The organism is Streptomyces sp. NPDC043876 (assembly GCF_056435825.1).
Genome location: NZ_JBWKDV010000015.1, coordinates 60,310 through 82,648 on the forward strand (window position 1 = coordinate 60,310; position 22,339 = coordinate 82,648).

24 protein-coding genes, 1 pseudogene and 2 CRISPR repeat arrays (1 of these 27 cut by a window edge) are annotated in these 22,339 nt (G+C 69.1%); of the genes and pseudogenes, 15 read left to right on the forward strand and 10 right to left on the reverse strand.

Annotated elements, in window-relative coordinates; genetic code table 11:
- Positions 1 to 101: 101 nt before the first annotated feature.
- The 7 genes and pseudogenes from AC0693_RS34485 to AC0693_RS34515 all read right to left on the reverse strand — a co-directional run bounded on the left by AC0693_RS34485 (position 102) and on the right by AC0693_RS34515 (position 3,894).
- Positions 102 to 275, reverse strand: a complete 174-nt coding sequence (locus tag AC0693_RS34485; protein WP_478803990.1) for a hypothetical protein — start codon at positions 273 to 275, stop codon at positions 102 to 104.
- A 123-nt stretch (positions 276 to 398) separates the two neighbouring features.
- Positions 399 to 1,298, reverse strand: coding sequence for an SRA domain-containing endonuclease (locus AC0693_RS34490; RefSeq protein WP_478803991.1), 900 nt, complete (start codon positions 1,296 to 1,298; stop codon positions 399 to 401).
- 164 nt (positions 1,299 to 1,462) lie between these two features.
- Positions 1,463 to 1,822: a hypothetical protein gene (locus AC0693_RS34495; RefSeq protein ID WP_478803992.1), complete on the reverse strand. Its 360-nt coding sequence runs from the start codon at positions 1,820 to 1,822 to the stop codon at positions 1,463 to 1,465.
- Positions 1,823 to 1,848: 26 nt separating this feature from the next.
- The gene (locus AC0693_RS34500; RefSeq protein ID WP_478804067.1) at positions 1,849 to 2,286 is read right to left on the reverse strand and encodes a hypothetical protein; all 438 of its coding nucleotides are present in this window, start codon (positions 2,284 to 2,286) and stop codon (positions 1,849 to 1,851) included.
- 77 nt (positions 2,287 to 2,363) lie between these two features.
- Positions 2,364 to 2,735: pseudogene (locus tag AC0693_RS34505) on the reverse strand (terminase large subunit domain-containing protein); the annotation flags it as partial.
- 530 nt (positions 2,736 to 3,265) lie between these two features.
- A complete protein-coding gene (locus AC0693_RS34510) occupies positions 3,266 to 3,640 on the reverse strand; it encodes a PIN domain-containing protein (RefSeq protein WP_478803993.1) in 375 nt (124 codons plus the stop codon).
- Entirely contained in the window at positions 3,637 to 3,894 is a 258-nt protein-coding gene (locus tag AC0693_RS34515; RefSeq protein WP_478803994.1) for a hypothetical protein, read from the reverse strand. The genes AC0693_RS34510 and AC0693_RS34515 overlap by 4 nt, the downstream gene beginning before the upstream one ends.
- A 252-nt stretch (positions 3,895 to 4,146) precedes the next feature.
- Positions 4,147 to 5,088: direct repeats of the CRISPR family, unit length 28 nt; unit sequence GGACCACCCCCGCATCGGCGGGGAAGAC.
- Positions 5,089 to 5,476: 388 nt separating this feature from the next.
- Here AC0693_RS34515 and AC0693_RS34520 point away from each other — a divergent pair.
- The 4 genes from AC0693_RS34520 (at position 5,477) to AC0693_RS34535 (ending at position 8,302) form a co-directional block, all read left to right on the forward strand.
- The gene (locus AC0693_RS34520; RefSeq protein ID WP_478803995.1) at positions 5,477 to 6,121 is read left to right on the forward strand and encodes an HAD family hydrolase; all 645 of its coding nucleotides are present in this window, start codon (positions 5,477 to 5,479) and stop codon (positions 6,119 to 6,121) included.
- Positions 6,122 to 6,159: 38 nt separating this feature from the next.
- On the forward strand, positions 6,160 to 7,329 hold the full coding sequence (locus AC0693_RS34525) for a helix-turn-helix domain-containing protein (RefSeq protein WP_478803996.1): 1,170 nt from the start codon (positions 6,160 to 6,162) through the stop codon (positions 7,327 to 7,329).
- 488 nt (positions 7,330 to 7,817) lie between these two features.
- A complete protein-coding gene (locus AC0693_RS34530) occupies positions 7,818 to 7,976 on the forward strand; it encodes a hypothetical protein (RefSeq protein WP_478803997.1) in 159 nt (52 codons plus the stop codon).
- Positions 7,973 to 8,302, forward strand: a complete 330-nt coding sequence (locus tag AC0693_RS34535; protein WP_478803998.1) for a hypothetical protein — start codon at positions 7,973 to 7,975, stop codon at positions 8,300 to 8,302. Before AC0693_RS34530 ends, AC0693_RS34535 begins: the two co-directional genes overlap by 4 nt.
- Positions 8,303 to 9,400: 1,098 nt before the next feature.
- Here the strand turns inward: AC0693_RS34535 and AC0693_RS34540 are convergent.
- Positions 9,401 to 9,751 carry a hypothetical protein gene (locus AC0693_RS34540; protein ID WP_478803999.1) on the reverse strand — a complete coding sequence of 117 codons (351 nt, stop codon included), beginning with the start codon at positions 9,749 to 9,751 and terminating at the stop codon, positions 9,401 to 9,403.
- A 1,096-nt stretch (positions 9,752 to 10,847) separates the two neighbouring features.
- On the opposite strand from AC0693_RS34540, the gene AC0693_RS34545 reads away from it, so the two are divergent.
- Positions 10,848 to 12,449, forward strand: coding sequence for an ISL3 family transposase (locus AC0693_RS34545; protein ID WP_478804000.1), 1,602 nt, complete (start codon positions 10,848 to 10,850; stop codon positions 12,447 to 12,449).
- Between the two features lie 8 nt (positions 12,450 to 12,457).
- Here AC0693_RS34545 and AC0693_RS34550 read toward each other — a convergent pair whose 3' ends face one another.
- The gene (locus AC0693_RS34550; RefSeq protein WP_478804001.1) at positions 12,458 to 12,757 is read right to left on the reverse strand and encodes a hypothetical protein; all 300 of its coding nucleotides are present in this window, start codon (positions 12,755 to 12,757) and stop codon (positions 12,458 to 12,460) included.
- Between the two features lie 289 nt (positions 12,758 to 13,046).
- Between AC0693_RS34550 and AC0693_RS34555 the strand changes: the two genes are divergently transcribed.
- The 10 genes from AC0693_RS34555 (at position 13,047) to AC0693_RS34600 (ending at position 21,102) form a co-directional block, all read left to right on the forward strand.
- Complete coding sequence (locus AC0693_RS34555) at positions 13,047 to 13,709, forward strand: HAD-IA family hydrolase (RefSeq protein ID WP_478804002.1); 663 nt, start codon at positions 13,047 to 13,049, stop codon at positions 13,707 to 13,709.
- 114 nt (positions 13,710 to 13,823) lie between these two features.
- A complete protein-coding gene (locus tag AC0693_RS34560) occupies positions 13,824 to 15,026 on the forward strand; it encodes a helix-turn-helix domain-containing protein (RefSeq protein WP_478804003.1) in 1,203 nt (400 codons plus the stop codon).
- Positions 15,027 to 15,447: 421 nt separating this feature from the next.
- A complete protein-coding gene (locus tag AC0693_RS34565) occupies positions 15,448 to 15,690 on the forward strand; it encodes a hypothetical protein (protein ID WP_478804004.1) in 243 nt (80 codons plus the stop codon).
- Positions 15,687 to 15,926: a hypothetical protein gene (locus tag AC0693_RS34570; RefSeq protein WP_478804005.1), complete on the forward strand. Its 240-nt coding sequence runs from the start codon at positions 15,687 to 15,689 to the stop codon at positions 15,924 to 15,926. Before AC0693_RS34565 ends, AC0693_RS34570 begins: the two co-directional genes overlap by 4 nt.
- Before the next feature lie 163 nt (positions 15,927 to 16,089).
- Entirely contained in the window at positions 16,090 to 16,965 is an 876-nt protein-coding gene (locus AC0693_RS34575; RefSeq protein WP_478804006.1) for a glycosyltransferase, read from the forward strand.
- Positions 16,966 to 17,021: 56 nt separating this feature from the next.
- A complete protein-coding gene (locus AC0693_RS34580; RefSeq protein WP_478804007.1) occupies positions 17,022 to 17,840 on the forward strand; it encodes an aminoglycoside phosphotransferase family protein in 819 nt (272 codons plus the stop codon).
- Entirely contained in the window at positions 17,837 to 18,562 is a 726-nt protein-coding gene (locus tag AC0693_RS34585) for a glycosyltransferase (protein ID WP_478804008.1), read from the forward strand. The genes AC0693_RS34580 and AC0693_RS34585 overlap by 4 nt, the downstream gene beginning before the upstream one ends.
- Entirely contained in the window at positions 18,559 to 19,431 is an 873-nt protein-coding gene (locus AC0693_RS34590) for a PIG-L deacetylase family protein (RefSeq protein WP_478804009.1), read from the forward strand. The genes AC0693_RS34585 and AC0693_RS34590 overlap by 4 nt, the downstream gene beginning before the upstream one ends.
- 1 nt (position 19,432) lies before the next feature.
- Entirely contained in the window at positions 19,433 to 20,056 is a 624-nt protein-coding gene (locus AC0693_RS34595; RefSeq protein ID WP_478804010.1) for a hypothetical protein, read from the forward strand.
- Entirely contained in the window at positions 20,056 to 21,102 is a 1,047-nt protein-coding gene (locus AC0693_RS34600; RefSeq protein WP_478804011.1) for a glycosyltransferase, read from the forward strand. The genes AC0693_RS34595 and AC0693_RS34600 overlap by 1 nt, the downstream gene beginning before the upstream one ends.
- Here AC0693_RS34600 and AC0693_RS34605 read toward each other — a convergent pair.
- Positions 21,089 to 22,009, reverse strand: a complete 921-nt coding sequence (locus AC0693_RS34605; RefSeq protein ID WP_478804012.1) for a phosphotransferase — start codon at positions 22,007 to 22,009, stop codon at positions 21,089 to 21,091. The two genes, AC0693_RS34600 and AC0693_RS34605, sit on opposite strands and share 14 nt — an antisense overlap.
- Positions 22,010 to 22,064: 55 nt before the next feature.
- A CRISPR array of direct repeats spans positions 22,065 to 22,339; the repeat unit is 29 nt; unit sequence CGGATCACCCCCGCGTCGGCGGGGACCAC; it runs 426 nt beyond the window's last position.

Sequence of the window (22,339 nt, forward strand, 5' to 3'; positions counted from 1 at the left end):
GGGGACGGGGGGGGGGGGGGGGGGGGGGGGGGGGGGGGGGGGGGGGGGGGGGGGGGGGTGTGTTGGGGGGGCCCCCCCCCCCCTCCCCCCCCCCGCCACTTCTACCGGCGCTGCTCGTAGATCACGAGGAACGGCGAGACGAATCCCGACGCCTCCAACGGGGTCACGTTCCCGAGCAGGATCAGCAGGACGCCGGCCGCCAAGGCCCCTCCGTACATCCAGGCCCTCGCGGGGTCGGGTTCGGCGGCTTCGACCTGCACCGTGGAATCGCTCATACTTAATGTGCTCCTGTTCTTCGCTGGACATGGGTATCGGCAGCCACAGCGCCTAGGAACCCTGTGGAAGCCGCGAGGCGGTTGAGACGGCGGCGCATGTCAGTGCGCTTGCCGCCTCAACCGTCAGTCATCGCTCGATACGAACCCCCCGGTTTCGCCGCGCCAGATGACCTCGATGCACAGGGATGCACAGAGGTCGAGGAGGTCCTCGCGGGGCTTGTCAGGAACCAGCACCGCGAGCCGTGGTGTGGGGTTGATGAAGCGCCGGTAGTCCATCAGAGCCCCGACGGCGGCTCGTACCGCGCTGCGTGTGGCATTGGACTTCACTTCGATCAGCCGGTTCTCGGTCTTATCAAGAAGGTCGATCAACAACGCGCCGGCTTCGCCTGCGACGTTGATCTGTATTTGGGATACCTCACGCCCGAGAGAGCGCAGATGGTGGGCGTACTCCTGGAGCAGCAGACCTTCTGTGCGGGCGGTGGACGGCCGCATCACCCTGTTCACAGGATCTCGGGATAGACGCAGAGGTGCAGCCTGAATTGTCAGTTCCTGTGCTGGTGTAACTGCGAGCCGAGGCCCGTAGGCGCTGACCTTCCCCACCGGGCGAAGGCGGAAGATGATCACGCTTCGCATGGCTCCGTCGTAGCCGACCGCGTCTGCTTTGTAGTGCGGGTTAGACGGGTCAAGTTCGAACCGGCCGACGTAGCGGTACAACCTTCGGCTGCCCGGGTCCGGCGCCAGGATGAAGAGGTGTAGTTGGCGGCCGTCTTGCTTGTGGTTGGCCAGGGATCGGTTGCCCTGCTTCATGACCTGGTCGCCGGACGCGCCCAGGCCCATGAAGTGGTAGCAGCCGTCGGAGCCCCAACCTTCGAGGTCGGCAATCTCGGTGGACGGTCCCGTGAAGAGCATGATCCTGTCGCTCGTCTTGGACGGCGAGATCCCCCCTTGGGTGGGTCCCCCGTACAGGGCGCGTACTTCCTCACGGGTGATGTCGCATCCCAGCGGCAGCGAACCGTCGTCCATCGCTCCTCCTCCCTCGCTCACGCTTACAGGATAGACAATCCAGCCTGGAAAACCAGGCTGGACTGGTGAGGTGGCACCTCACTGTCGGTGTCGACTAGTCCAAATCGACCTGGCAAATCATTCCTAATCCCTTCAAATTGTGAGTCGCATGCGTTATGGAAAAGTTACCTGCGGCCGTTGAGGCGGCCGTCGCTGTACTCCGAAGATGACGCTGAGCCGTGCTGCGGACTCGCGAGCTCCGTCAAAGCTTGGACAACTGCATCCACTTCGTCCGGACTGTCCATCCCGGCTACCCAGGTCACCATCTGCTGCTCCAGGGGCGGCCACTGCCCGACATGATGGACCCGGCCCTGCTCGTGGAACTGGGCGATCGGCTCGGCGCGCAATCTCTTACCTTTCTTGGCGGTGACCGGGATGACCGCGGGCATGAGCATCTGCTCGGTCCGGTTCTTGCGGTGCAGCTCCTCCCACGCTTGCGCAATCACCTGGCGGCTCATGTCGCCGCCGCAGTTCGACTCCACCACGATCGCGTCCGCCCGAAGCTCGATCGCTAGCAGACACGTCTCCCGGCCCCGGCGTCCGCGCCACGGTTCCCGCTGCGGTCATCGAGGAGGTACATCTGCCCGTCCGTATCGCGCGCCGCAGCGACGATGCCCGTCTCGTCCCCGATGGCGGACTCGCCACCGGCAGGGTCGACTGCCACGACAATCCTGCTCAGGTCGATGCCGCGCAGCTGGGCGGCCGAGATCCGGTTGTCGGCGATCCACGCCCAGTCCCAGACGCCGCTGTCCTGCGGCCGGGGCTGCTGCATGTATAGCGACCACCACACGCGCTCACCGACGGACGCGCGGATCTCCGCAAGGGCGCCCTCGTCGTACCGGTCCGGCCAGAGCGCACCGCCGACGGAGCGGCCGAGCGCGCCATCCTCGGCGAGAGCCAGGGCGGGCAGGTCGATAACCGTCCACCGGTGCCGTTCCTCGGCCAGCACTCGGCCGGCGGGCCGTCTTCATCCCAGCGGGTCTGGATGGGGACGACCGATCCGCCGGGCTCGAGGCGGGTCAGGAGGACTGCCTGCCACCACTCCCAGAGGCGGCGCCGCATGGTGAGCGAGCTGGCTTCGGCGGCGTCCTTGATCAGGTCGTCCACCACCGCAAGGTGGGCACCCTTGCCGGTGAGGCCGCCGCCGACGCCAGCCATGACGGCGCCGCCCTCGGTCCCGAGCAGGTCGAACCTGTTGGCCGCCGAGGAACCGGGGCGCAGGTCGATGCGGATTTGCGGTCCGTAGGCGAGGATCGCGTCCCGGATCCACCTGCCGTGATCATCGGCAAGGTCCGAGGAGTACGAGGCGATCATCACCCGGTGCTCTGGACGCCGCCGCAGGTACCACAGCGGCGCCCACCGGACCGCGTGCCGGGACTTGCCGTGCCGGGGCGGCATCGTGAGCCCGGGTCGGCACACCGGCGGCGACCCGCTCGAAGGCAGCGTCGATCAGCCCCAGGTGTGGGGCCTGCATCTCCTTTCCGTCGGTGAGGACCGCCGCCATGGCGCCGGGAGACCGGTCCATCGCCAGGCCTCGCTCGATCTGAGCAAGGCGGGCACGGAGCTGTGGTGTGGAGGCTGCGGCGATCTCACGGCGGCGCGACGCGGGAAGCGTGCGGTACAGCTGGAGAACCGCAGCCTCGTCAGCCCCCCACCCTCAGATCCGGAGTCGCCAGCCAGCGCGATCAGCCGCCACCGGGTCACCCCCCGCGTCGGTGGGAGAACGCCGCGGTAGGCCAGGGCAGACCCGTTTTGACCGGACCACCCCGCGTCGGCAGGAGGACGGCGGCGTGGGCGCAACCGAGGCCGCGACCGGCGGACCACCCCCGCGTCGGCGGGGAGCACCGGTGGTGCATGAACGGCGCATCGGGCTCTTGTTTTGAAGCGGAACACCTGGGCTGGCAGGCAGGACCCCAACAGGTGCGGCGTCAGGCCGGATTCAGGGGGTAGATACCTGTGCCCTCATACACCTCGGGAGTCAGCGAGAGGACGGTAACGGGATCTCCCGTCTTCGCCGCCTGCCAGGCGATCGCCGCAGGGTGGGTGATCGACCAGTCGGTAGCTGGCCAGGACCCAGCATCCAGAGCGTGGTCCGTAGTGAACGGCACCGCCTCGGCGAAGCGTAGGCGTGCAGCGTGGGTACCGGCGCCAACCATCGCGCGCTCGGCGGCCAGGACGGAAAGGGCCGGAATCAGAACTCGTCCGGTCCCCCTGGAGGACTCGATATAAAGCCCGGTAAAAAACGGATCAGCCCGGTAGAGGGCGATAAGGGCGGTGTGGTCGAAAACCGCAGTCAGGCTCACGCGGCGGAGCCGCCCTGGTGCGCGCGGATCCGCTCCCAGGCCGACTGACCAGCCTGCTGAACCTGCTCTGTGTACTCCATCCCGAGCTCCGCCGCAGCCTGCACCGCCCGTTCCTCCTGCTCGGCCTGCGTCAGCTGGCTCTGCGCAAGCTCCTCCAAGAGTTCTGTGATCGTCGTCCCCCGCTCCTGAGCGAGGAGACGCAAACGATCGCGGGTCGCCTCAGTCGCCTTGATACTCGTGGGTTTACTGCTCATGAAGCGATTCTACCGCGGGTAGAACCCACGGTCAGGCGCTCTGAGGGTATGGCTCGTGTAGCTGCCGACACGGCGCTCGAAACGGGATTCCCACGTCGGCGAGCGGCACCTGGCCGGACACTTTTGCTCCGGGACCATGCACGGATCACCCCCGCGACGGCAGAGAACGTCGACCGGTGACGAATAGGCGCCGTGGTCGGGGATCACCCCGCCACGACGGGGAGCACTTCATCTGCGATTTGCCGCTGCATCGGACCACCCCCGCGTCGGCGGGGAAGACATCATCGGCCCGTTGCTCAGGGCGGACCCGACGGACCACCCCCGCGTCGGCGGGGAAGACCGGCCCCACCGGAACGGGTTCAGCTGGCCCCACGGACCACCCCCGCGTCGGCGGGGAAGACTTCGGGGCGATGTCGTACTGCCGGGCGAGCGCCGGACCACCCCCGCATCGGCGGGGAAGACCAGGACTGGCCGAAGTCCCGCCGGTCTCACCACGGACCACCCCCGCATCGGCGGGGAAGACGGCTGCCGCCGACACGACCAGGCCCCCGACGCTGGACCACCCCCGCATCGGCGGGGAAGACATCCGCTGGTAGGCCCCGGGGGCCCGTCGCGCCGGACCACCCCCGCATCGGCGGGGAAGACGGCCGTCGCCCGGCTCCATGCGCTGTGGCTGGCGGACCACCCCCGCATCGGCGGGGAAGACGTCGACCACCTTGGCGATCCGCCAGCACATCGGGGACCACCCCCGCATCGGCGGGGAAGACAAGGTGACCATGGTCATGGTCGACGCCGACCACGGACCACCCCCGCATCGGCGGGGAAGACGTGGTCTTCGTGGGCGCCCTCGCGGTGGTCTTCGGACCACCCCCGCATCGGCGGGGAAGACGGCGAGCGCGTCACCTCTCGCGCGGCGGAGATCGGACCACCCCCGCATCGGCGGGGAAGACCGGAAGGACCACCGACATGTCTTGGAGCCCAACGGACCACCCCCGCATCGGCGGGGAAGACCGGTGCTGGTCGCTCCGGCCCTGCTGCGAGGCCGGACCACCCCCGCATCGGCGGGGAAGACCGCCCACCAGCCAGCAGCACCCCGATCGGCTGCGGACCACCCCCGCATCGGCGGGGAAGACGTATCCGAGGTGGGCTGGAGAGGCGGTCGGGACGGACCACCCCCGCATCGGCGGGGAAGACACTTAGCCACCTGGGGTTTTCTAGCTGGTTTGCAATCTCTTTGCCAGAAAAGGGTTAGCGGGGATCCTCGTCACGAAGGAAGCCTACGGCTGTGCTGAGCATCGTCAATGCCCTCTTGTTGAGTCCGTATAGATCAGGCAGGAAGGAGGCAAGCAGGTTGGAGGAGACGCTGCTGCCTTACCCGGCGGTGAGGCATTTCCTCAGGGCTGCAGGCTAGAAGCACAGGATCCGTATGTCCGCCGGATCACCTCCAGTGTGCCGGTCCAGTCCGGATCACCCCCGCGTCGGCGGGGAGCACTGCCCGCCTGACGCACACCGCCTCCTCTCGGCCTTCGGGCCGGGAGGAGGCGCTTTCGTGCGTCTGAACCGGGTAGCTACCCTGCTGGCCATGACCATTCGGACTGTCGTGCTGGACATCGGCGAAACCCTGACTCGCGATGACCGATACTGGGCAGCCTGGGCCGACTGGCTCGGGACACCCCGGCACACCCTTTCAGCGCTCGTAGGCGCCGTAGTGGTCGACGGACGGGACAACGCGGACGCACTGGGACTCGTCCGACCGGGGCTGGACGTTGCCGCGGAGTACGCCGCGCGGGAGGCTGCGGGCCGCGGGGAACACCTGGACGAAAGCGACTTGTACGACGACGTACGCCCGGCATTGACGGCGGTCCGGGCAGGAGGCGCCCGCGTCATCATCGCCGGGAACCAGACTCGGAAGGCCGGCAGGCTGCTGCGAGCCCTGGATCTGCCTGCCGACCTGGTCGTGACGTCCGGTGAGTGGGGTGTGGCCAAGCCCTCGCGCGAGTTCTTCGACCGGGTCCTTCAGGTGGCCGAGGCCCCAGCAGGGGAGACTCTGTACGTAGGCGATCATCCGGCCAATGACATCACGCCGGCCCGTGCCTCTGGCCTGCTGACCGCGCACCTGCGGCGTGGCCCGTGGGGGCATTGGTGGGCCGATGAGGTCCGCGCGTCCAGGGCCGCCGACTACTCGATCGACTCGCTGCACGACCTCGTCGAGATCGTCAACCCGTAGGTTCAGCCGGTGCGTTCGCGGAGCGGTACGGTGCGTGCATGGCCGACCACATCGGGCAGCGCATCGCCGCGCGGCGCCAGTCCCGACGCATGACCCAACCGGACCTCGCTGCTGCCGCGCACCTGTCGCTGAGCATGATCCGCCATGTCGAGCAGGGCCGGCGGGCTCCGAGCCCGTCCGCGCTGGAGTCGATCGCCGCCGCGCTGGGCGTGGATCCGTCGCGACTGGATCCCGCGTACACGGGGACCGCTCACCGGGTGCGCGCGGCGCTGCCTGAGATCTCCGCCGCAATCGCGGGCTACGACATCCCGCTCGACCCGCCGACGCGGTCCCTGGAGCAGTTGCGCGAGGACGTGAGCACTGCGGTGGCATGGCGGCTGGCGGCGCAGTACGGACAGATCGCGAAGGCAGCGCCTACGCTTCTCGGCGACAGTCTGGCACTCCTGCACCACGCGCCTGCCCGGGCGCGCCCCTTCGCTGCCCGGCTCGTCGTTGGTGCGGCCCGCTGCGCGGACGCTGTCGCGTATAAGGTCGGTGCCCACGACTTGTCCGCCCGGTTGATCGACGTCATGCGGTGGGCTGCCGTGGAAACCGGCGACCCAGACGTGGCCACCGCCGTCGCGTACACCGGCGCCGAGACGTTCCTCGCCGCGCGAGCACACCGCGCTGGCCAGGCCTCGCTTGAGCGAGCTCTCGACGCGGCCCCGGGCCCCACCACGGTAAGTTCTGCTGCGGCCCGTGGCGCCCTGCACATGCGGACCGCGGTCGTGGCCGCGCGGGCTGGATCTGCTACCGCAGCGCACGAGCACCTCCGACACGCTGCCGAACTCGCCGACGGCGTCGCCGAGGGCGTCTACTCCGGGACCGCGTTCGGCCCGTCGAGTGTGCGGATCCATAAGGTAGCCGTAGCCGTAAGCCTTGGCCGGGAGCACATCGGACGGGCCCTCGATGTGGCCCGGACGTGGAAGCCTGGCGCCGAGATTCCAGCCGAGCGCCGCAGCGGCTTCTATATCGAGATGGGGCGCGCCCAGCTGTGGGCAGGTTTCCCTGAAGCTGCTTTCGAGGCTCTGAAGGTTGCGCGGAGGCTCGCGCCCCAGCACGTTCGTGAACACCCCTGGGCACGTGAAGACATCGAGACCATCCGTCGGCTGAAGCGTGCCGACGCCGAGTCGCTGTCCGGCTTCGCCGAGTGGATCGGCGCCATCTGAGTCAAGGATCTGAGGTACCACACACTGTGGTACTTGTACCGCTTCCCCCCGGTCATCCTCTACCTGCCCGTACCAAACGAGCAGATGGGAGGGCCCATGAGTCAGCAGCTGCCGGTGTCCGTCGGCGATGTGAGCATCGCCCGCCTCCACGGTGAGGCGTGCTGGGACTGCGGAGCCGTCACCGCAAGCCTTATCCCTGCGGGAGAAGCCGTAGTCCACGGCTTCGAGAAGGCATGGCCAATCAAGCGGTGTGCCGAGACGTGCTCATCGAAATCCCGGACGGCCCCCGACGCGGCTCTGTGTCACCAGATGCCTGTGCCTGAGTCCGCGTCCGAGCTGACGCATGACCAGGCTTGCGGCAGGGCCTGCGTCATCTGTGGGAACCAACTCCATTCGGGCGCGGTACCCCGGGGCACGGTGCATGGCCGTCAAGGGGCTCACTGCCTCGATGCCGAGGTGTGGTCCAGCCCTGCTCCTGCGGAGTCAGCATGACCGCCGCGGGACGGATCTGCGCCGTCTGCGACCGACCCATCCGCGCCGGCGGCACGGAGTTCATCCGGCACTCCGCGTCAGGGGCCCGGCCGTCCAGCTGGGCGCACGACATCCGGGACCCCTCCTGCAAGCCGGTCCGCGCGGACGCGCGGTGAGCCCAGACGCCCGACTCCCGCAGGCCACCGCGTACGTCCTCGCCAACGCCGGACAGCAGCCGAGCGGCGCGGTCGCCGCAGACTGGACGGCCTACCTGCGCAACGAGGGCGGCCTCGTCGCCCACGGGGTCCAGTGCTTCCACTTCCAGTCCGAAGGCCTGCGCACCCCGACCGCCGAGCAGGCCCTCGCCGCGTGGGACACGGCGGTCCGCCTCGCGGACGGCTGGCCCAAGGCCGTCGCCCTCGCGGGCGCGGTCCGCGACCTCCTCGAAGAGGAGGAGCAGCACCAGGCCCGGCGCCGCGCACGACAGACGGCCACCCTGTGAGCGAGTGGGCCGCCAGTTCCTGTACGTGCTGATCGTGCTCGGCATCCTTGCCGTGGTCCTGATCTGCGCCCACTGACCCCCCGCCCCGCCCCACGTTCCCCAGAAGGCGGACCCGGGGCGGGCCTGCACCACCACATCGCGCCATCCGACGGATCACCCCCGCCTCGGCAGGGAGCGCGGCCGGACCCGCTGTCCCTCGACCTCAGCCAGCGGATCACCCCGCGTCGGCGGGGTGCACGTCTCGATCGCCTCCCTCTGCACCGCCTTCGCCGGATCACCCCCGCGTCGGCGGGGAGCACTCGTAGCGGCGGTGCCAGATGTACCCGAAGCGCGGATCACCCCCGCGTCGGCGGGGAGCACTTGCCCGAGTCGGCCCCGTGGTCGAGGTCTGCCGGATCACCCCCGCGTCGGCGGGGACCACTTCAAGTCTCAAAGCGCGGGTGCTGCCTTGTCCGGATCACCCCCGCGTCGGCGGGGACCACATTCGTAGCACTCCCTGGACAGCGGATTCCAGGAGCCGACCATCGGACCACCCCCGCCTCGGCGGGGAGCACAGTTGAACATGCTCGGCGTGCCCCGTGAGGTGCGGATCATCCCCGCGTCGGCGGGGAGCACATGCCGGAGCCCTTCACGTACCGGTCCCACTGCGGATCACCCCCGCTTCGGCGGGGAAGACGCCGACTACAACCGGGGACGCTCCTCGGTGTACGGACCACCCCCGCGTCGGCGGAGAAGACTGTGAGCACAGCTCGGTCGGCAGTTCGTCGACGGATCACCCCCGCGTCGACGGGGAGCACTACGACGCTACGATCTCCCGGTCCGAGCCGGTCGGATCACCCCCGCGTCGGCGGGGACCACGTCTGGGTCATCGTCGCCGGGGCGGTGCTCTACGGATCACCCCCGCGTCGGCGGGGAGCACTTGGGCATCCGCGAGGACATCCGGATGGAGGTCGGATCACCCCCGCGTCGGCGGGGAGCACCGCTTCGACGTGCTGGGGAACCTGGGCTCGGTCCCCGCGTCGGCGGGTAGCACGAGAGCCTCGAGCGCGGAGAGGCGAGCGGGGCACTGACATGGCCTGAACGAACTGCCCGATCCTGTCATTGCACGACATGAATCTCGGGAAGTGGCCGACGCCAATCACCCTGCAGGCTGACCAGCAGGTCGCGCGCGGAGGTCCGAACCTGACGCCACCCTGCGTCGGTGGCCAGCGCTTCCCTTGACCAACGCTCGGCGTTCTCTCTGCCGCTCATCTCCCCGAGCACCGCGTCAATCAGCTGCAGCTTGCCCAAGGCTTCCGGATCCAAGAACTCTTCTTGCTGGAGGTCGGCCATCAGGCGAAAGGCGTCATCGAATTCCAGGGCCAGCTCGTCGGTCACGACCTCGTGCTTGTCGATCCAGGCGAGCTGATCGGCCGAGTCCGCACCAAGCACCACAAGCGCTTCGATCACGCGCTGCCAGCGGAAAGAAGCCCCAGGAGTCCCCACCCCCACATCCTCGCACGGCCAGGATCCGAGCCACCGAGCTACGGCCAAGGGGTGGCGTCCGGATCACCTACGCGTCGACAGGGAGCACCGCACCCCGGACCTGGACGGCGACCTGAGCCGCGGATCACCCCCGCGGCGGCGGACTGGGGACTACGCCGGATCACCCCCGCGTCGGCGGGGACCACGATCGGCTCGGCGCTCACTTGGCCGCCCCGTTCGGATCACCCCCGCGTCGGCGGGGAGCACTTGCCCCAGCCCTTCATGCGTTGAAGGACGCCCGGATCCCGCCGCGTCTGCGGGGAGCACAACGCCTTCCGGAGGGCCAGAGCCTCGCCGCACGGATCACCCCCCGCGTCGGCGGGGAGCACGCCTGGCTTACGCCAACAGCATCCGCGATGTCCGGATCACCCCCGCGTCGGCGGGAAGCACTACCGCGACCGGGCGGAGTACGACGCCCGAACCGGATCACCCCCGCCTTGGCGGGGAGGACGAGGCCGCGCGCCGCGACCTGCTCGCCCGCCACGGTTCACCCGCGCGTCGGCGAGGAGCACCTTACGCTCGACCCTGATCCTGCTGGTGAGGATCTTCTTCGCAACGATCGCGCTGACGCCCCCCAGAGCCAGCCCCCCGGTGCTCATGCACCCAGCGTATGCCGAACCGTTGCCACGGCCCGCCACGGTGGAGCACAAGCCGGTGGCTTTGTACACGTCGAAGAGCAGCGTTTTGACAGCAGTTCGGGAGTCACCCTGGACGTCGGCGCCGAGCCGTTGTTCATGACGTCCGACGGCACCGCAGGCGCCGGGACGTAGCGCCGGCGGTCCGGGCGTCCTCGGGAGGCGGATTGCTGGGGACAAAAGCGCTGGCTACGGAGCCAGGTGACCGGTGGTGCGGCTCCGACGCCGCCTCGCGGCCCGCTGCGGTGTACTGCCTCCGGCTCTCGGGTTCTGGCTCACTTTCCGTGGAGCATGCACTCTGAGTGACGATCGTCGGGCGAGCGCGCCCGTAGGAAGATGCCCGGAATTGATCCGTACGGGGTGTGGTGTGGCTGACAGTTCGGCCCGTGGAAGAAGTGGTGCTCCGGCTGGAGGAGTTGCTGTTCCCGTCGATATCCGACGTGGTGGTGCTGTCCGTGGCCGTGAACGACGAGGCGGTTCACATCGATGCCCGAAGCACGGTGGCTGGGGCCATCTGTCCTGGATGCGGGATCTGGTCACGGCGGATTCATAGCTCCTACCTGCGATTTCCCGCTGATGTGCCCAGCGGAGGTAGGCGAGTCGCTCTCTGTTTACGCGTTCGCCGGTTCCTCTGCCCGGTCATCGCGTGCGGGCGGCGGACCTTCGCCGAACAGCTGCCGGGTTTGACCCGTCGGTACGGTCGGCGGACCGAGCGCCTGCGGTCGACGCTGGCCGCGGTGGGCCTCGCGCTCGCTGGCCGGGCCGGTGCTCGCATGGCGAGAGTCTTCGGCGTATCTGTCAGTCGGAGTACGGTGCTCAGGCTGGTCGAAGCGTTGCCCGACCCCGAAGTTCCAGCCCCGCGGGTAGTCGGCGTCGATGAGTACGCGACCCGCAAAGGCCGCCACTACGGGACCGTCCTGGTCGACGTCGAAAGCCGGCGTCCAGTGGACCTGCTGCCCGACCGGGAGGCGTCCAGCCTGGCCGCTTGGCTCGCGAAAAGGCCCGGGGTGGAGGTGGTCTGCCGCGATCGGGCACCGTTCTTCGCCGATGGTGCCACGGCCGGGGCACCGCAGGCGGTGCAGGTCGCGGACAGGTGGCATCTTTGGCACAACCTGAGCGAGGCTGCAGAGCGGTGCGTCGCAGACCACCGCGCATGCTTGCAGGTCCTGGCGCCCGATCGAGCCCAGCCTGCCCCCGACCCGGAGAAGTTCGAAGACCTCTCCGGCTCGCCCTGGCCGAGGGGACACCGCTTCGCTGACCGCACCCGCGTCAACCACGCGACCGTCCACGAACTGCTGGCCGCAGGGCTCAGCCGGAGGGCGATCGGCCGCGCTCTCCGGATGACCTCCCGCACCGTCAAGCTCCTCGCCGACGCAGCCACTCCGGAGGAATTGTTCCAAGGACAGTGGCAGGGCCGGCCATCCAAACTCGACGCCTTCAAGCCCTACCTGGATGACCGCTGGAACCAAGGCTGCACGAACGCCTGGAGGGTGTGGGAGGAGATCGTGCCACTCGGCTATCAGGGCAGCTACCAGCGGGTTCGCGCCTATTTCCGGGAGAAGCGGCTCTCGCCAGGCCCCGTCACGGCTCGGCCACCGTCACCCCGGGTCGTCGCCGGATGGATCCTCCGCCGGCCGGAGACCCTCACCGAAACGGAGCACCTTCGACTCAAGGCCGTGCTGGTCCACTGCCCTGAACTGGACGCCCTCACCGGCCACGTCCGCGCCTTCGGCCAGATGCTCACCGAGCGCCAGGGCGAACGGCTGCCGCAGTGGCTCGACGCCGTCCGGCAAGACGACCTCCCCGGCCTCCATACCCTCGCCGCAGGCATCGACCGTGACCGCGATGCAGTCATCGCCGGCCTCACCCTGCCCTGGAGCTCCGGGGTCGTCGAAGGCCACGTCAACCGAATCAAGATGCTCAAACGCCAGATGTTCGGCCGGGCCGGCTTTCACCTCCTCCGCAAGCGCGTCCTGCTCTACTCGTGAAGCACAGGTCAGACCGCATCATCAAAGAGCCCGAAGCCTTCCGGAAACCCTTCCAGGAACTCCCGCCGCGCGGGATCGGCCTCGGCTTCGGCCATCGTCCCGAGCAGACCGATCAGTTCGCTCCGTTGGGCGCTCGACAGCTTGCTGACCAGGTGGGCGACACCCTCCAGGACCTTGACGGCGTCGTCCGGATCCATCTGCTCGTCTTCACTGCCCTCGATGAACCACAGGACATCGACCAAGGCCGCCGCCAGGGCATGGGTCAGAGACGAGTACACGGGCATGAAGGCGGTCTCCCAGCAGGTCACGGCAGCAGAGTCCGACCATCCCACCACACACCACTGACATCACACTCAGTCAGCCCTCCACGGAAAGTGAGCCAGAACCGGCTCTCGTGAACATCAGCCTCCCGCCTCGGCCGGCGCCTCCCGAACTCATGACGAACGGGCTTCACAACCCGTGAACAAAGCCAAGCCGGGCGTCCTCTGGTCACCGCGCTCAACATCCCGTGCCGACAAAGCAACTCACGCCCCGCGCTCAAGGGCGCACGGGTTGTACGGTCCCAGGTGAGGCCATCATGGAAGGGACGCCCACAGCATGCCGCACTCCACCAACAGCGCAACTCGCCCAGCCCTTAAGGGGCTCATCCTCGATTTTGCCGGGGTCCTCACGGCCGACCCGCGCCCCGTCCACCGAGAGTGGTGCACCGCTCAAGGCCTTGACCCCGAAACATGGCGAACGACACTAAACGATCACCCTGAAGGGCGCCGTCTGTACGAAGCCCTCGAAGTCGGGGAGATTGGGCAAGCGGAGTGGAACGCCCGCACGGCGCCGTTGATCGGCCCTGATGTGGACCCGACGAACCTGATGGGCCGCGCCTGGTCGGGCGTGCCGACCGCACGCCGGATAGCCGCCCTCGCACAGGCCGCACGCGATGCTGGCCTCCACACCGCCCTGCTCTCGAACAGCTTCGGAATGGACCCTCACAACCCCTACGAGCATGCCGGGATCTGGGGGCTTTTCGATGTCCACGTCATTTCCGAACAGGTAGGCATAGCCAAGCCCAACCCGGCGATCTACCAGCTCACCCTCGAACGACTTGGCCTTCCCGGCGAGGCGTGCGTATTCGCTGATGACCACCCCAGGAACCTCCCCCCAGCAGCCGCCCTCGGCATCACCACAGTCCTTGTTGCCGATGAGGAGGCGACGGTCTCGAAGCTGGAATCCCTTCTCGGAATCAGCGCTCCTCTAGCCGTCTGAACTCCGGTGGCGCAGACCCGGCTGGAAGCCGTCAACTCCCGTCCGGTCGCCCCCTGTCGGCGGCCCCCCGACCCCCTGTACGGTCCGTACCTCAATCAGCCAGGAGGTGCGCGCGTGCAGTGGTCGGAGTACACGAACAGCGAAAGACTGAAGGCGCTCCGCAGCGGCATGGCCCAGGAGGGCTTAGCCGAAGCAGCTGGGGTATCTGTCGGTGTGATCCGCAAGCTCGAACGCGGCGGCACCGCCTCCATCGCGTCCCTTCTGTCCGTCGCCCACGCTCTCGGCACAGACATCGCCGTCCTCCTCGGCCAGCAAGCACCTCGCCGCTCCATGGACCGCGATGAACGGTCCGCCCTCCGGGCCCTGTCCGCCGTCACCCACGACGCCGCGATCGGCCTTCCCGCTGACACCAGCCCCGGCACCCTGGACGAGCTCCGCAGCGTCGTGCGCCACGCCGACGCCGCTTACTGGTCCGGCCAGTACACGCAACTCGGCTCCCTACTCACCCGTCTCCTCCCCGAAGCGCGGGCCCGTTACGACCATGCCGATCATGCCGATAAGGAACAGGCGGCCGGCCTCCTCGCTGACACCTTCCAGACAGCCGGGATGATGGCGAATGTCCTGGGCTCCCGCGATCTTGCCTACGCAGCCCTCACCTACGGTCGACAGATCGCCGTGCAGGCCGGGGATGATCTGCGGGACGCACACCTATCGGCCACAACAGCGTGGGTGAACCTCCGCGACGGCCGCACCGCCCAAGGCTTCGCCCTCGCAGCCGCACAGGCCGACCGCATCGAGCCCAAGATGAGCGAACACGACCTAGACCGGTTGTCGGTGTACGGGCAGCTCGTCACCAACGCCGCTGTCGCCGCCTCCCGCGGCGGCGCCACCGCTGACACCGCCCGCGAATACCTGTCCCAAGCTCACGCAGTCGCAGCACGCATCGGCACCGAGCACGCCCGTGGCGACCACGCCCAGCCCTACGGTCCGATGTACGCCGCCACACAGGCGATGAGCATTGCCGTCGCCCTCAGCGACACGGCCGGCGCGCTGCGCCTCATGGACACCGTCCACTTGGGCAACGACGTTCCCCTGGCCACCCGCGCCAGGTACGGCCTTGATGTTGCCCTCACTCACCTCGAATGCCGCAGGTGGGATCAGGCCGCCGAAACTCTCGACAGCGTGTGCCGGATGGCACCCGGCTGGGTGCGCCACCAGATGCTCCCCGGCGTCATCATCAGCCGCCTCACTGGCGTCTCCGTCGCCCGCCTTCGCGGCCTTGCCCACGCTGCCGGGGTTCCCTTCGGCATGCACTGACCCAGCCCGTCCCTCAACCACCACGTTCCGTGACAGCCTGACTGCCCCTCACCTGGGCAACTGCCACGGGACGTAGCAGTCCAGGCTCATCCACCACAACGCACCGCCACGCCCCATGGCAGTCTGGCCGTGCGCAGGTTGCGGCGATTGCCATGCCTCGTGCCTGGGCCGATGCCCCCCTCCCCGCGACGCTTGGGCCATGCCGACGAACCCGCACGGCGGCGGCATCGGACATGTTCCCGTCGCCGTCTACAGCTCCTCCCCACACGCTGCCACCACCCAGGAATCGGAAGCGTGCGCCCGGCGCTACGCTGATGCCCGCCTGTGGCCTGTAGCGGGAGCCTGGTCCGACCCTGACCCGGCCGTACCGCTGGTCGATCGCCTTGGATGGTGTGGCATAACTGATGCCCTCGGGAACGGAATGGTCCGGGGGATCGTCGTCGCGGACCAGGCCCACGTCGCCTCCGACTCGGCCGAGTTCGAGCGGCTCGGTGCCCTGATCCGCGACCGCGGGGGCTTTCTCGCTGTAGCCACGGCGTCGGTTCCTCATCGCACGCCGGGCCAGCAGGCCCGCCGCCGGAACGTCCTCGAAGGCGCCTCCGGCTGGAGTGAACTGGACGGCATCCGCCACGACCGGCCCGAGACTGGCTCGGACGGCCTGTGAGCACCCGCCGTTCTGCCACCCGGCCCCGGTTACCCCGAGACTGGGTCGGCTCGTTCCTGACCGCCGTCTGGGCTGCCGGACACGTCGCGGTCGGTGTCCTCCTAGCCCATACCGGCACCGCGCACGTCCACGCCGCACCCGAACCGGACCGGCCGGCGGCCGCCCGTCCCGACATCGAACCGCACGCCGACGAGGGCAACCGGGTCTGCCGCTGCGCCGACCGCACCACCCTCTGAAAGCATCCGGCCCCGCCCGCCTGTCCAAGGGGCCACGCCGGAGCTTCGGGCCGCCCCGCGCCCCGGGACGCCTGCTGCCGACCCCTACCCGGCGGCATCGGCCTCGGGCCGCGGGGCCCACACCCCGACCCTGCGCAGCACCACGCTCGAAAGGCGAACCCACGTGTACGCATTCGGCCTGTGCATCGACCTGCAGTACCTCCTCCCCGGCCTTGCGGCCGTCACCTCCCTTGCCGACAGCCTTACCCCCGCCGCACGCCGCGGCGCGGCCCTGAGGGTCCTGACCATGGACCTCCCGCCGGCTCACGCCCTCCTCCTCGCGCAGCTCGCGAAGCGGTGCGGCTTTGGGTCCTTCGACCTGGCCTACCGGGCCCCGCTCGCCGCCTCCCACATGGCAGACGACAGCTACATCACGATCACCACCTACCTTCGATTCGAGTTCACCCCTGACTTCGTCCGACGTCCCTACCTGATCTACGTAGACGCCGACACCCACGTGCGTGACGACATCACAGGCCCCCTCTCATCCCTCCAGCCCGGCCGGATCGGCGCCGTCGCGGACGATTTCAACCCCGCCGTGGGGGCGTGCCCCGCACTTCCTGGCGCGGCCGAACGCTGGCCCCACTGGCGCGGCCGCGCCTACTACAACGCCGGGATGCTCTGGGCACACACCGCGGACATCCCTGCGATGCGCCGGGGAGTTGCCAGTGCCCTGGTCAAGCATCGGGCGCACATCCTGCACAACGACCAGGACGCCCTGAACCTCTGGCTACTGCGTACCGGGCGCGTCCACCCCGTGCCGTCCCGCTTCAACCGGTTCGAGACCGGCCGGTTCCTCGAGCGGGGTGAATGGGTGCGTCGCGTGGTCCGCCGCAGTTTGCGCCCAGACACGTCCGCCGCGCTGGTCCACTTCGTCGGCCCCGAGAAGCCGTGGTCGTCCCTTTGTCCTCCCACTGACGACGTCCGCGACTACCGGGCGCACCTCAGGATGACCAGCCGACATGTGCGACGCCTGGGTGCTGTGGGGGCTTGGCGGTGACCGGCCTGCCTCCGGCCGTCGTGCGTTCTTGCACGAGCCTCCTCGCTGTCCGGCCTGTGACCGCAGAACGCCTTGCCATCGGCAACCGCACCTCCGTTTACCGTGCTGGCCTCGCTGATGGTCGTGCGGTGGTGGTCAAGCTGTACGCGGCCGCCACACGTCGCAACGCGGTGACCGAAGCCGCCGCGATCCGCGCCGCCGCGGGCTCTGTGCCCACGGCCCGTGTCCTCGCCGCAGGGCGAGTCAAGGGCACTGACCTCACCGCCCTGATCAGTGAAGACCTCGGCCGACTCACCCTCGGTGCCGCCGTTCGGGCTGGGCAGATCACTACGGACCGCGCTCTGCGCGACGTCGGGCGCCTCCTCGGCCGCCTCCATCGGGCACCGGTCGCCCCTCGCACACCCCGAAGGCCGTTCTTCGACGATGTCACGTCCCTGCGCCACCGCGATGCCAGCGCCATCGGTCGGATTGCGCCCGCTCTCGAAGTCCTCTCCGGACCCCCAGCGTCGGCGCCGTTGGTGTGGTGCCACGGCGACGTGCACTTCGACAACGTCGTCGTCGCTGGCCCGGAGGCCACACGCCACCTGATCGACTTCACCGACGCCACCCCTGGACCTCGGGAAGCGGACGTCGCGCAGGCACTGGTGATGGCCCACGCCGTCTCGGTGCGCGGCCGTCTCACCGTTACTGGCGCCTACCCCCTCGCCTTGGACGACGCCCGTCTTACGGCTTGGTGCGTGTTCCACACCGCCCGCTGCCGGGCAACTGCTCCGCCCGGTGAGGAACGCTCCCGCTGGAACCGACGCCTCGCCGAGCTGGCTCACGAGCAGCACCGCTTCTTTCACACCCCGCGTACCGTGAGGAGCCCCAGATGATCACGCTCTCAGTGGTGATCCCCGCCCACAACGAAGCTGCCTACCTCCCCCGATACCTGCCCACCGTCTTCGCCGCCCTCGACCACTGGCAGGCCGCTACCGGCGGCACGGGGGAGGTGATCGTGGTCGACAACAGGAGCACCGACAGCACCGCCGACCTCGCCGCCCAGTTGGGCGCCCGTGTCATCGCCGAGAGCGTCCGCAGCATTGGCGCCGTCCGCAACACCGGCGCTGCAGCCGCCGCCGGCAGCCTTCTCTTCTTCACCGACGCCGACGTAGCACTCCCGCTCGACACGTTCACCGCCGCCACCACGGCCGTGGACGCCGGAGCCGTCGGTGGGGCGATCCCCCCGCTCTACACTCCGGCCCGACTCGGCGCCCGACTGCTGTGCGCCTACTGGGACCACTACCGCACCCGGCAGGGTGGAGCACAGGGCGTCGCCCAGTTCGCGACCGCCGACGCGTTCAAAGCAGTCGGCGGGTACCGGCCGGAGTTACTGATGAGCGAGGACGTCGAGTTCTTCGCCCGACTCACCGCTCACGGCAGACAGACCGACGGCCCCGTCACCGTCCTGGACGATCTCCGTGTTCGCCCCTCCACCCGCCGCTACGACCAGTGGTCCACCGCGCGAATGCTGTGGTGGCAGAACCCCTTCACCGCCCGCTGGCGCCTGGCCTCGCCCCGCATGTGGCGCCACTGGTATGGGAGCACCGTGCGATGAACCAGCTTCCCGTCCCCGACCACAACGGCATCTACACCTTCCCCGACGACCTCGACCGCGCGCACACCGCACACAGCACGCGCCTCGCCGCCCGGTACACGGCCGACGATCACCAGGTGCTGGAACTCACCGCCCCTCACAGCGGGGCCGTCCACCATGTCGAATTCCGCACCCCGACCGGACGGCCGGTCCTCGCCATCGAGCCCCACCACGACGACTTCGCGCTGTCCGCCTCCGGCACCTTCCTCGCCCACCCCAGGCCGCTGACCGTGGTCACGGTCTTCACCCGGTCCCGCAGCGTCCACCCCACGGTGGAAGCCAGCCTGACGACCGAGGAGGCCGTGTCGCGGTTGCGGGCCCAGGAGGGTGCGGCCGCGCTCGCCCCGCTCGGAGCCGCCCGTCGCCTGCTGAGCTACAAGGACGCCGACCCGCCCTACCGGTCCTACGACCCCAGCCGCCTTGACCAGATCACCGAAGACCTCCACGCCCTCGTCAAGCAGAACCCCGGCACTGAGCTGCTTGCCCCCGGCGCCGTCACCCGCCACCCCGACCACCTCTTGGTGCACGACGCCGCCGTACGGCTCGGCTGCCGCTGGTTCTGGGAGGACCTCGCCTTCTGGTCGACGTATGCGCTCGCCGGCTGTGACCTCCACCTGTTCAACACCCGGTCCGGCCGCAGCCCCCTGATGCCTGAGCTGGTCGACATCACCCCCGTCGTCCTCGACAAGGTCACTGTCCTCCGGATGCACGGCTCGCAAATGAGCCCCCCGCGCAAGCAGTACCGGCCGATTCGCCACGCCTGGACGGTCGCCGCCGACCTCCTCGACGGCGGGCTCTACGCGGAACGCTTCTACAGGACGGAGCACTGATATGACCATCGTCGCCTTCGAAGGCGCCTCCTACGGAGGCAAGTCGTCCACGATCAAACGGCTCCGCGGCATGCGCGGCATCGGTCCCCACGCGTTCGTGTCGGCCTGCTACGTCGACCACATCGACCGCCGCGAGGACATCCCGCCAGCGCGCACCGGATCCGCCGTCGAGCAGGTCGCAGCGTTCGAGAAGTTCATGCAGATCGAAGCCGCCCGGGTCGCCGCCGTCACCGAGTCCACTGCCGATCTCATCATCCTCGACCGGTCAGTGGACACCCTCCTCGCCCACGCTTACGCCCTCGACAAGCTCTACGGCTACGACGTGCAGGCCCAGCTGCGGGCCTGCCTCGCCAACATGCCGCACCTCAAGCCCGATCACACCATCTACCTCGACGTTCCCCCCGAGACGCTCCACCTGCGACGAAAGATCATCGGGCACGCAGCTGCGGAGTCCGACTACTTCCTTCACAACCCCGCGTTCCTCGAGCACGCCCGCTCCTACTTCACCACCCCCACATCCGGCGCCGAACCGGTCTCGCGGGAGGTGATGCTGCTGCCTGCCGACACCACCCCCACTGACGTCGCTGAAGCCGCCCGCGCCCTGATACTCCATTGGACGAAGTGATGCCCACCGCCCTCATCGCCTGGCGCCGCACCCCGCCCCCATTCCTCATCGGCGGGGCCGAGGTGACCCAACAGCTCCTCGCCGAACAACTCGCCGCCGCCGGGTGGCGCGTGGTCTACCTCGGCACCCACCAACCGCCCTGGGACGGCCCCGGGCAGCTCGCCGAAATCACCGCCTACCTTGACACCAACCACGCCCCGCACGAGTCGGCTAGCGGTGCCATGCGCTACTGGTGGAACGGCGTGGACTGCATCGCCGTCGCCCAGGACCGCATCCCCGCTACGCTCGCCTCGCTGCTCACCGACATCCGGCCCGACGTTGTCTTCACCTCGCAGGAAGGCAGCGCCGACATCGCGGCCGAAGCCCGGACCCACGCGCTCACTGCAGGCATCTGCCACTCGGTATCCGGCACCGGGCTCGGCGTCCTGGTGGGCCGCCCACATGTCGGTCTGGCCGTATCGGAGTTCGTGCGCCACCGCGCAGATTGTCCAGCTGGTACCCGCATGTCCCTGTGGTACCCGCCATTCACGCAACCGGGCCCCGGCACCGTGAACACCGACCGAGCCGACGGCCCCGTGCTCATGATCAACCCGATTCCCGCGAAGGGATCACGGCTCATGCACGGCTTGATCCAAGCCATGCATGAGGAACGCTTCACCTTGGTCGAGGGCTGGTGGAACACAGCAGCCGAGTTCCGGCAGTACCCCAACGTGACGTACGTTCCCCGCGTCTACGACATGGCTCCGCTCTACCGGTCGCACCGGCTCCTGCTCGTGCCGTCCGTGGTCGAGGACGCCTTCCCTCGGGTGATCGTCGAAGCGGCGTTGCACGGAGTGCCTACCATCGGCACCGACCGGGGCGGTATCCCCGAAGCCGTCGGTGCCGGAGGGACCGTTTTGCCCGCCGACGCCGACCTCACGGAATGGGCGGCCGCGATCCGCGCTATGAACCACCGGGAGGCCGGGGAGCGGGCCCGACTCGATGCCGCCCGCTACACCCGCCCCGTCCTGCCGGAGATCGTCGCCCTCGGCCTCACGCCGACGTGAACGCCGCCTCCACCGCGTCGAGCCGGTCCGTCCACCAGTGCAGCAGCGCCTCGTCCTGGGTGAACAGCTCGTCGAAGGAGTGGTCGCCCTTGTTGTAACGGAACTCCAGCTGCCAGAAGTCCGTGAGGCGCTTCCACCACAGCCGGTGCACCGCGTCCTCAAGCGCGGCTGTCGACAGCGGCGCTACCGACCGGTACCCGCCGACGAACGCCGCCACCCGCTCAAGATCGAATCCGCCTGTCCCGCCGAACTGGACCTGAGCCGTCCGCACCACCTCTTCGGCATAGGGGCGGACGGCAACCCGGTCCCAGTCGAGGACCGCAGACAGCTCGCTGCCGGACCACAAAAGGTTCCGGTACTGGAGGTCACCATGGGTCCAGCCATACGGGCCGACGGGGACCTCATCAGCCGGGAGGCGGTCGGCGTGCGCGGCAATCATGGCCCGCCGGGCCTTCAACGCGACTGCGGCCTCCTTATCGAAGGTGCTTGCGCTGTCCTGCGCGGCCACAGCGGCCGAGAGCCGCTCCGCCTTCTCCGCAGCCCGCTGGACGCTCGTGACGTCAACAGCGAGAGACTCCGGTGTCCGGGGCAGTGTGCGACCGTCCGCGGCCCACGAAAGAGTGACGTGAAGCCTCGCGATGTGTCCGCCGAGCGCCGCTGCCTGCCCCAGCGTGAGCGAAACGCCGGGAATGTGCTCGCCGGCTGCCCAAGGGAACAGGCAGTACCCGCCGCCCGGGGTCTCAGCTACCGCGGACCCGTCGCTGACCAAGATCGGCGCGCACACGGGGAGACCGTGATCGCCGAGGAACCCGAGTGCACCGAGGTTGCGGCGCAGCCGCTCCAGCGGGACATCCGTCACACGCTTGAGAGCAAACGTGCCGGCCTCCGCATCGAGGCGCCAGTTCACATTCGCGCGTCGGCGGGGAGCACCTGGGCCCGATGACGGGCTGGGAACTGATGATCGGGTCACCCCCGCGTCGGCGGGGAGCACGGCGAGCCCGTCGGCGCCCAGGAGTGGGAGGACGGATCACCCCCGCGGCGGCGGGGAGCACTCGATCCCGCTCACCCTCGATGCCATGGCCACCGGATCACCCCCGCGTCGGCGGGGAGCACGGCTGGACCGTGTACGCGCCGCCCGGATCCGACGGATCACCCCCGCGTCGGTGGGGACCACTTACTGCCCCGTTCACCTGGTAGGTGGGGGGTCGGATCACCCCCGCGTCGGCGGGGACCACGC

Coding starts and splice junctions, on each gene's coding strand:
- AC0693_RS34485 (WP_478803990.1), bottom strand. CDS start 275: ATGAGCGATTCCACGGTGCAGGTCGAAGCCGCCGAACCCGACCCCGCG.
- AC0693_RS34490 (WP_478803991.1), bottom strand. CDS start 1,298: ATGGACGACGGTTCGCTGCCGCTGGGATGCGACATCACCCGTGAGGAA.
- AC0693_RS34515 (WP_478803994.1), bottom strand. CDS start 3,894: ATGAGCAGTAAACCCACGAGTATCAAGGCGACTGAGGCGACCCGCGAT.
- AC0693_RS34520 (WP_478803995.1), top strand. CDS start 5,477: ATGACCATTCGGACTGTCGTGCTGGACATCGGCGAAACCCTGACTCGC.
- AC0693_RS34525 (WP_478803996.1), top strand. CDS start 6,160: ATGGCCGACCACATCGGGCAGCGCATCGCCGCGCGGCGCCAGTCCCGA.
- AC0693_RS34530 (WP_478803997.1), top strand. CDS start 7,818: ATGACCGCCGCGGGACGGATCTGCGCCGTCTGCGACCGACCCATCCGC.
- AC0693_RS34555 (WP_478804002.1), top strand. CDS start 13,047: ATGCCGCACTCCACCAACAGCGCAACTCGCCCAGCCCTTAAGGGGCTC.
- AC0693_RS34565 (WP_478804004.1), top strand. CDS start 15,448: ATGGTCCGGGGGATCGTCGTCGCGGACCAGGCCCACGTCGCCTCCGAC.
- AC0693_RS34585 (WP_478804008.1), top strand. CDS start 17,837: ATGATCACGCTCTCAGTGGTGATCCCCGCCCACAACGAAGCTGCCTAC.
- AC0693_RS34590 (WP_478804009.1), top strand. CDS start 18,559: ATGAACCAGCTTCCCGTCCCCGACCACAACGGCATCTACACCTTCCCC.
- AC0693_RS34595 (WP_478804010.1), top strand. CDS start 19,433: ATGACCATCGTCGCCTTCGAAGGCGCCTCCTACGGAGGCAAGTCGTCC.
- AC0693_RS34600 (WP_478804011.1), top strand. CDS start 20,056: ATGCCCACCGCCCTCATCGCCTGGCGCCGCACCCCGCCCCCATTCCTC.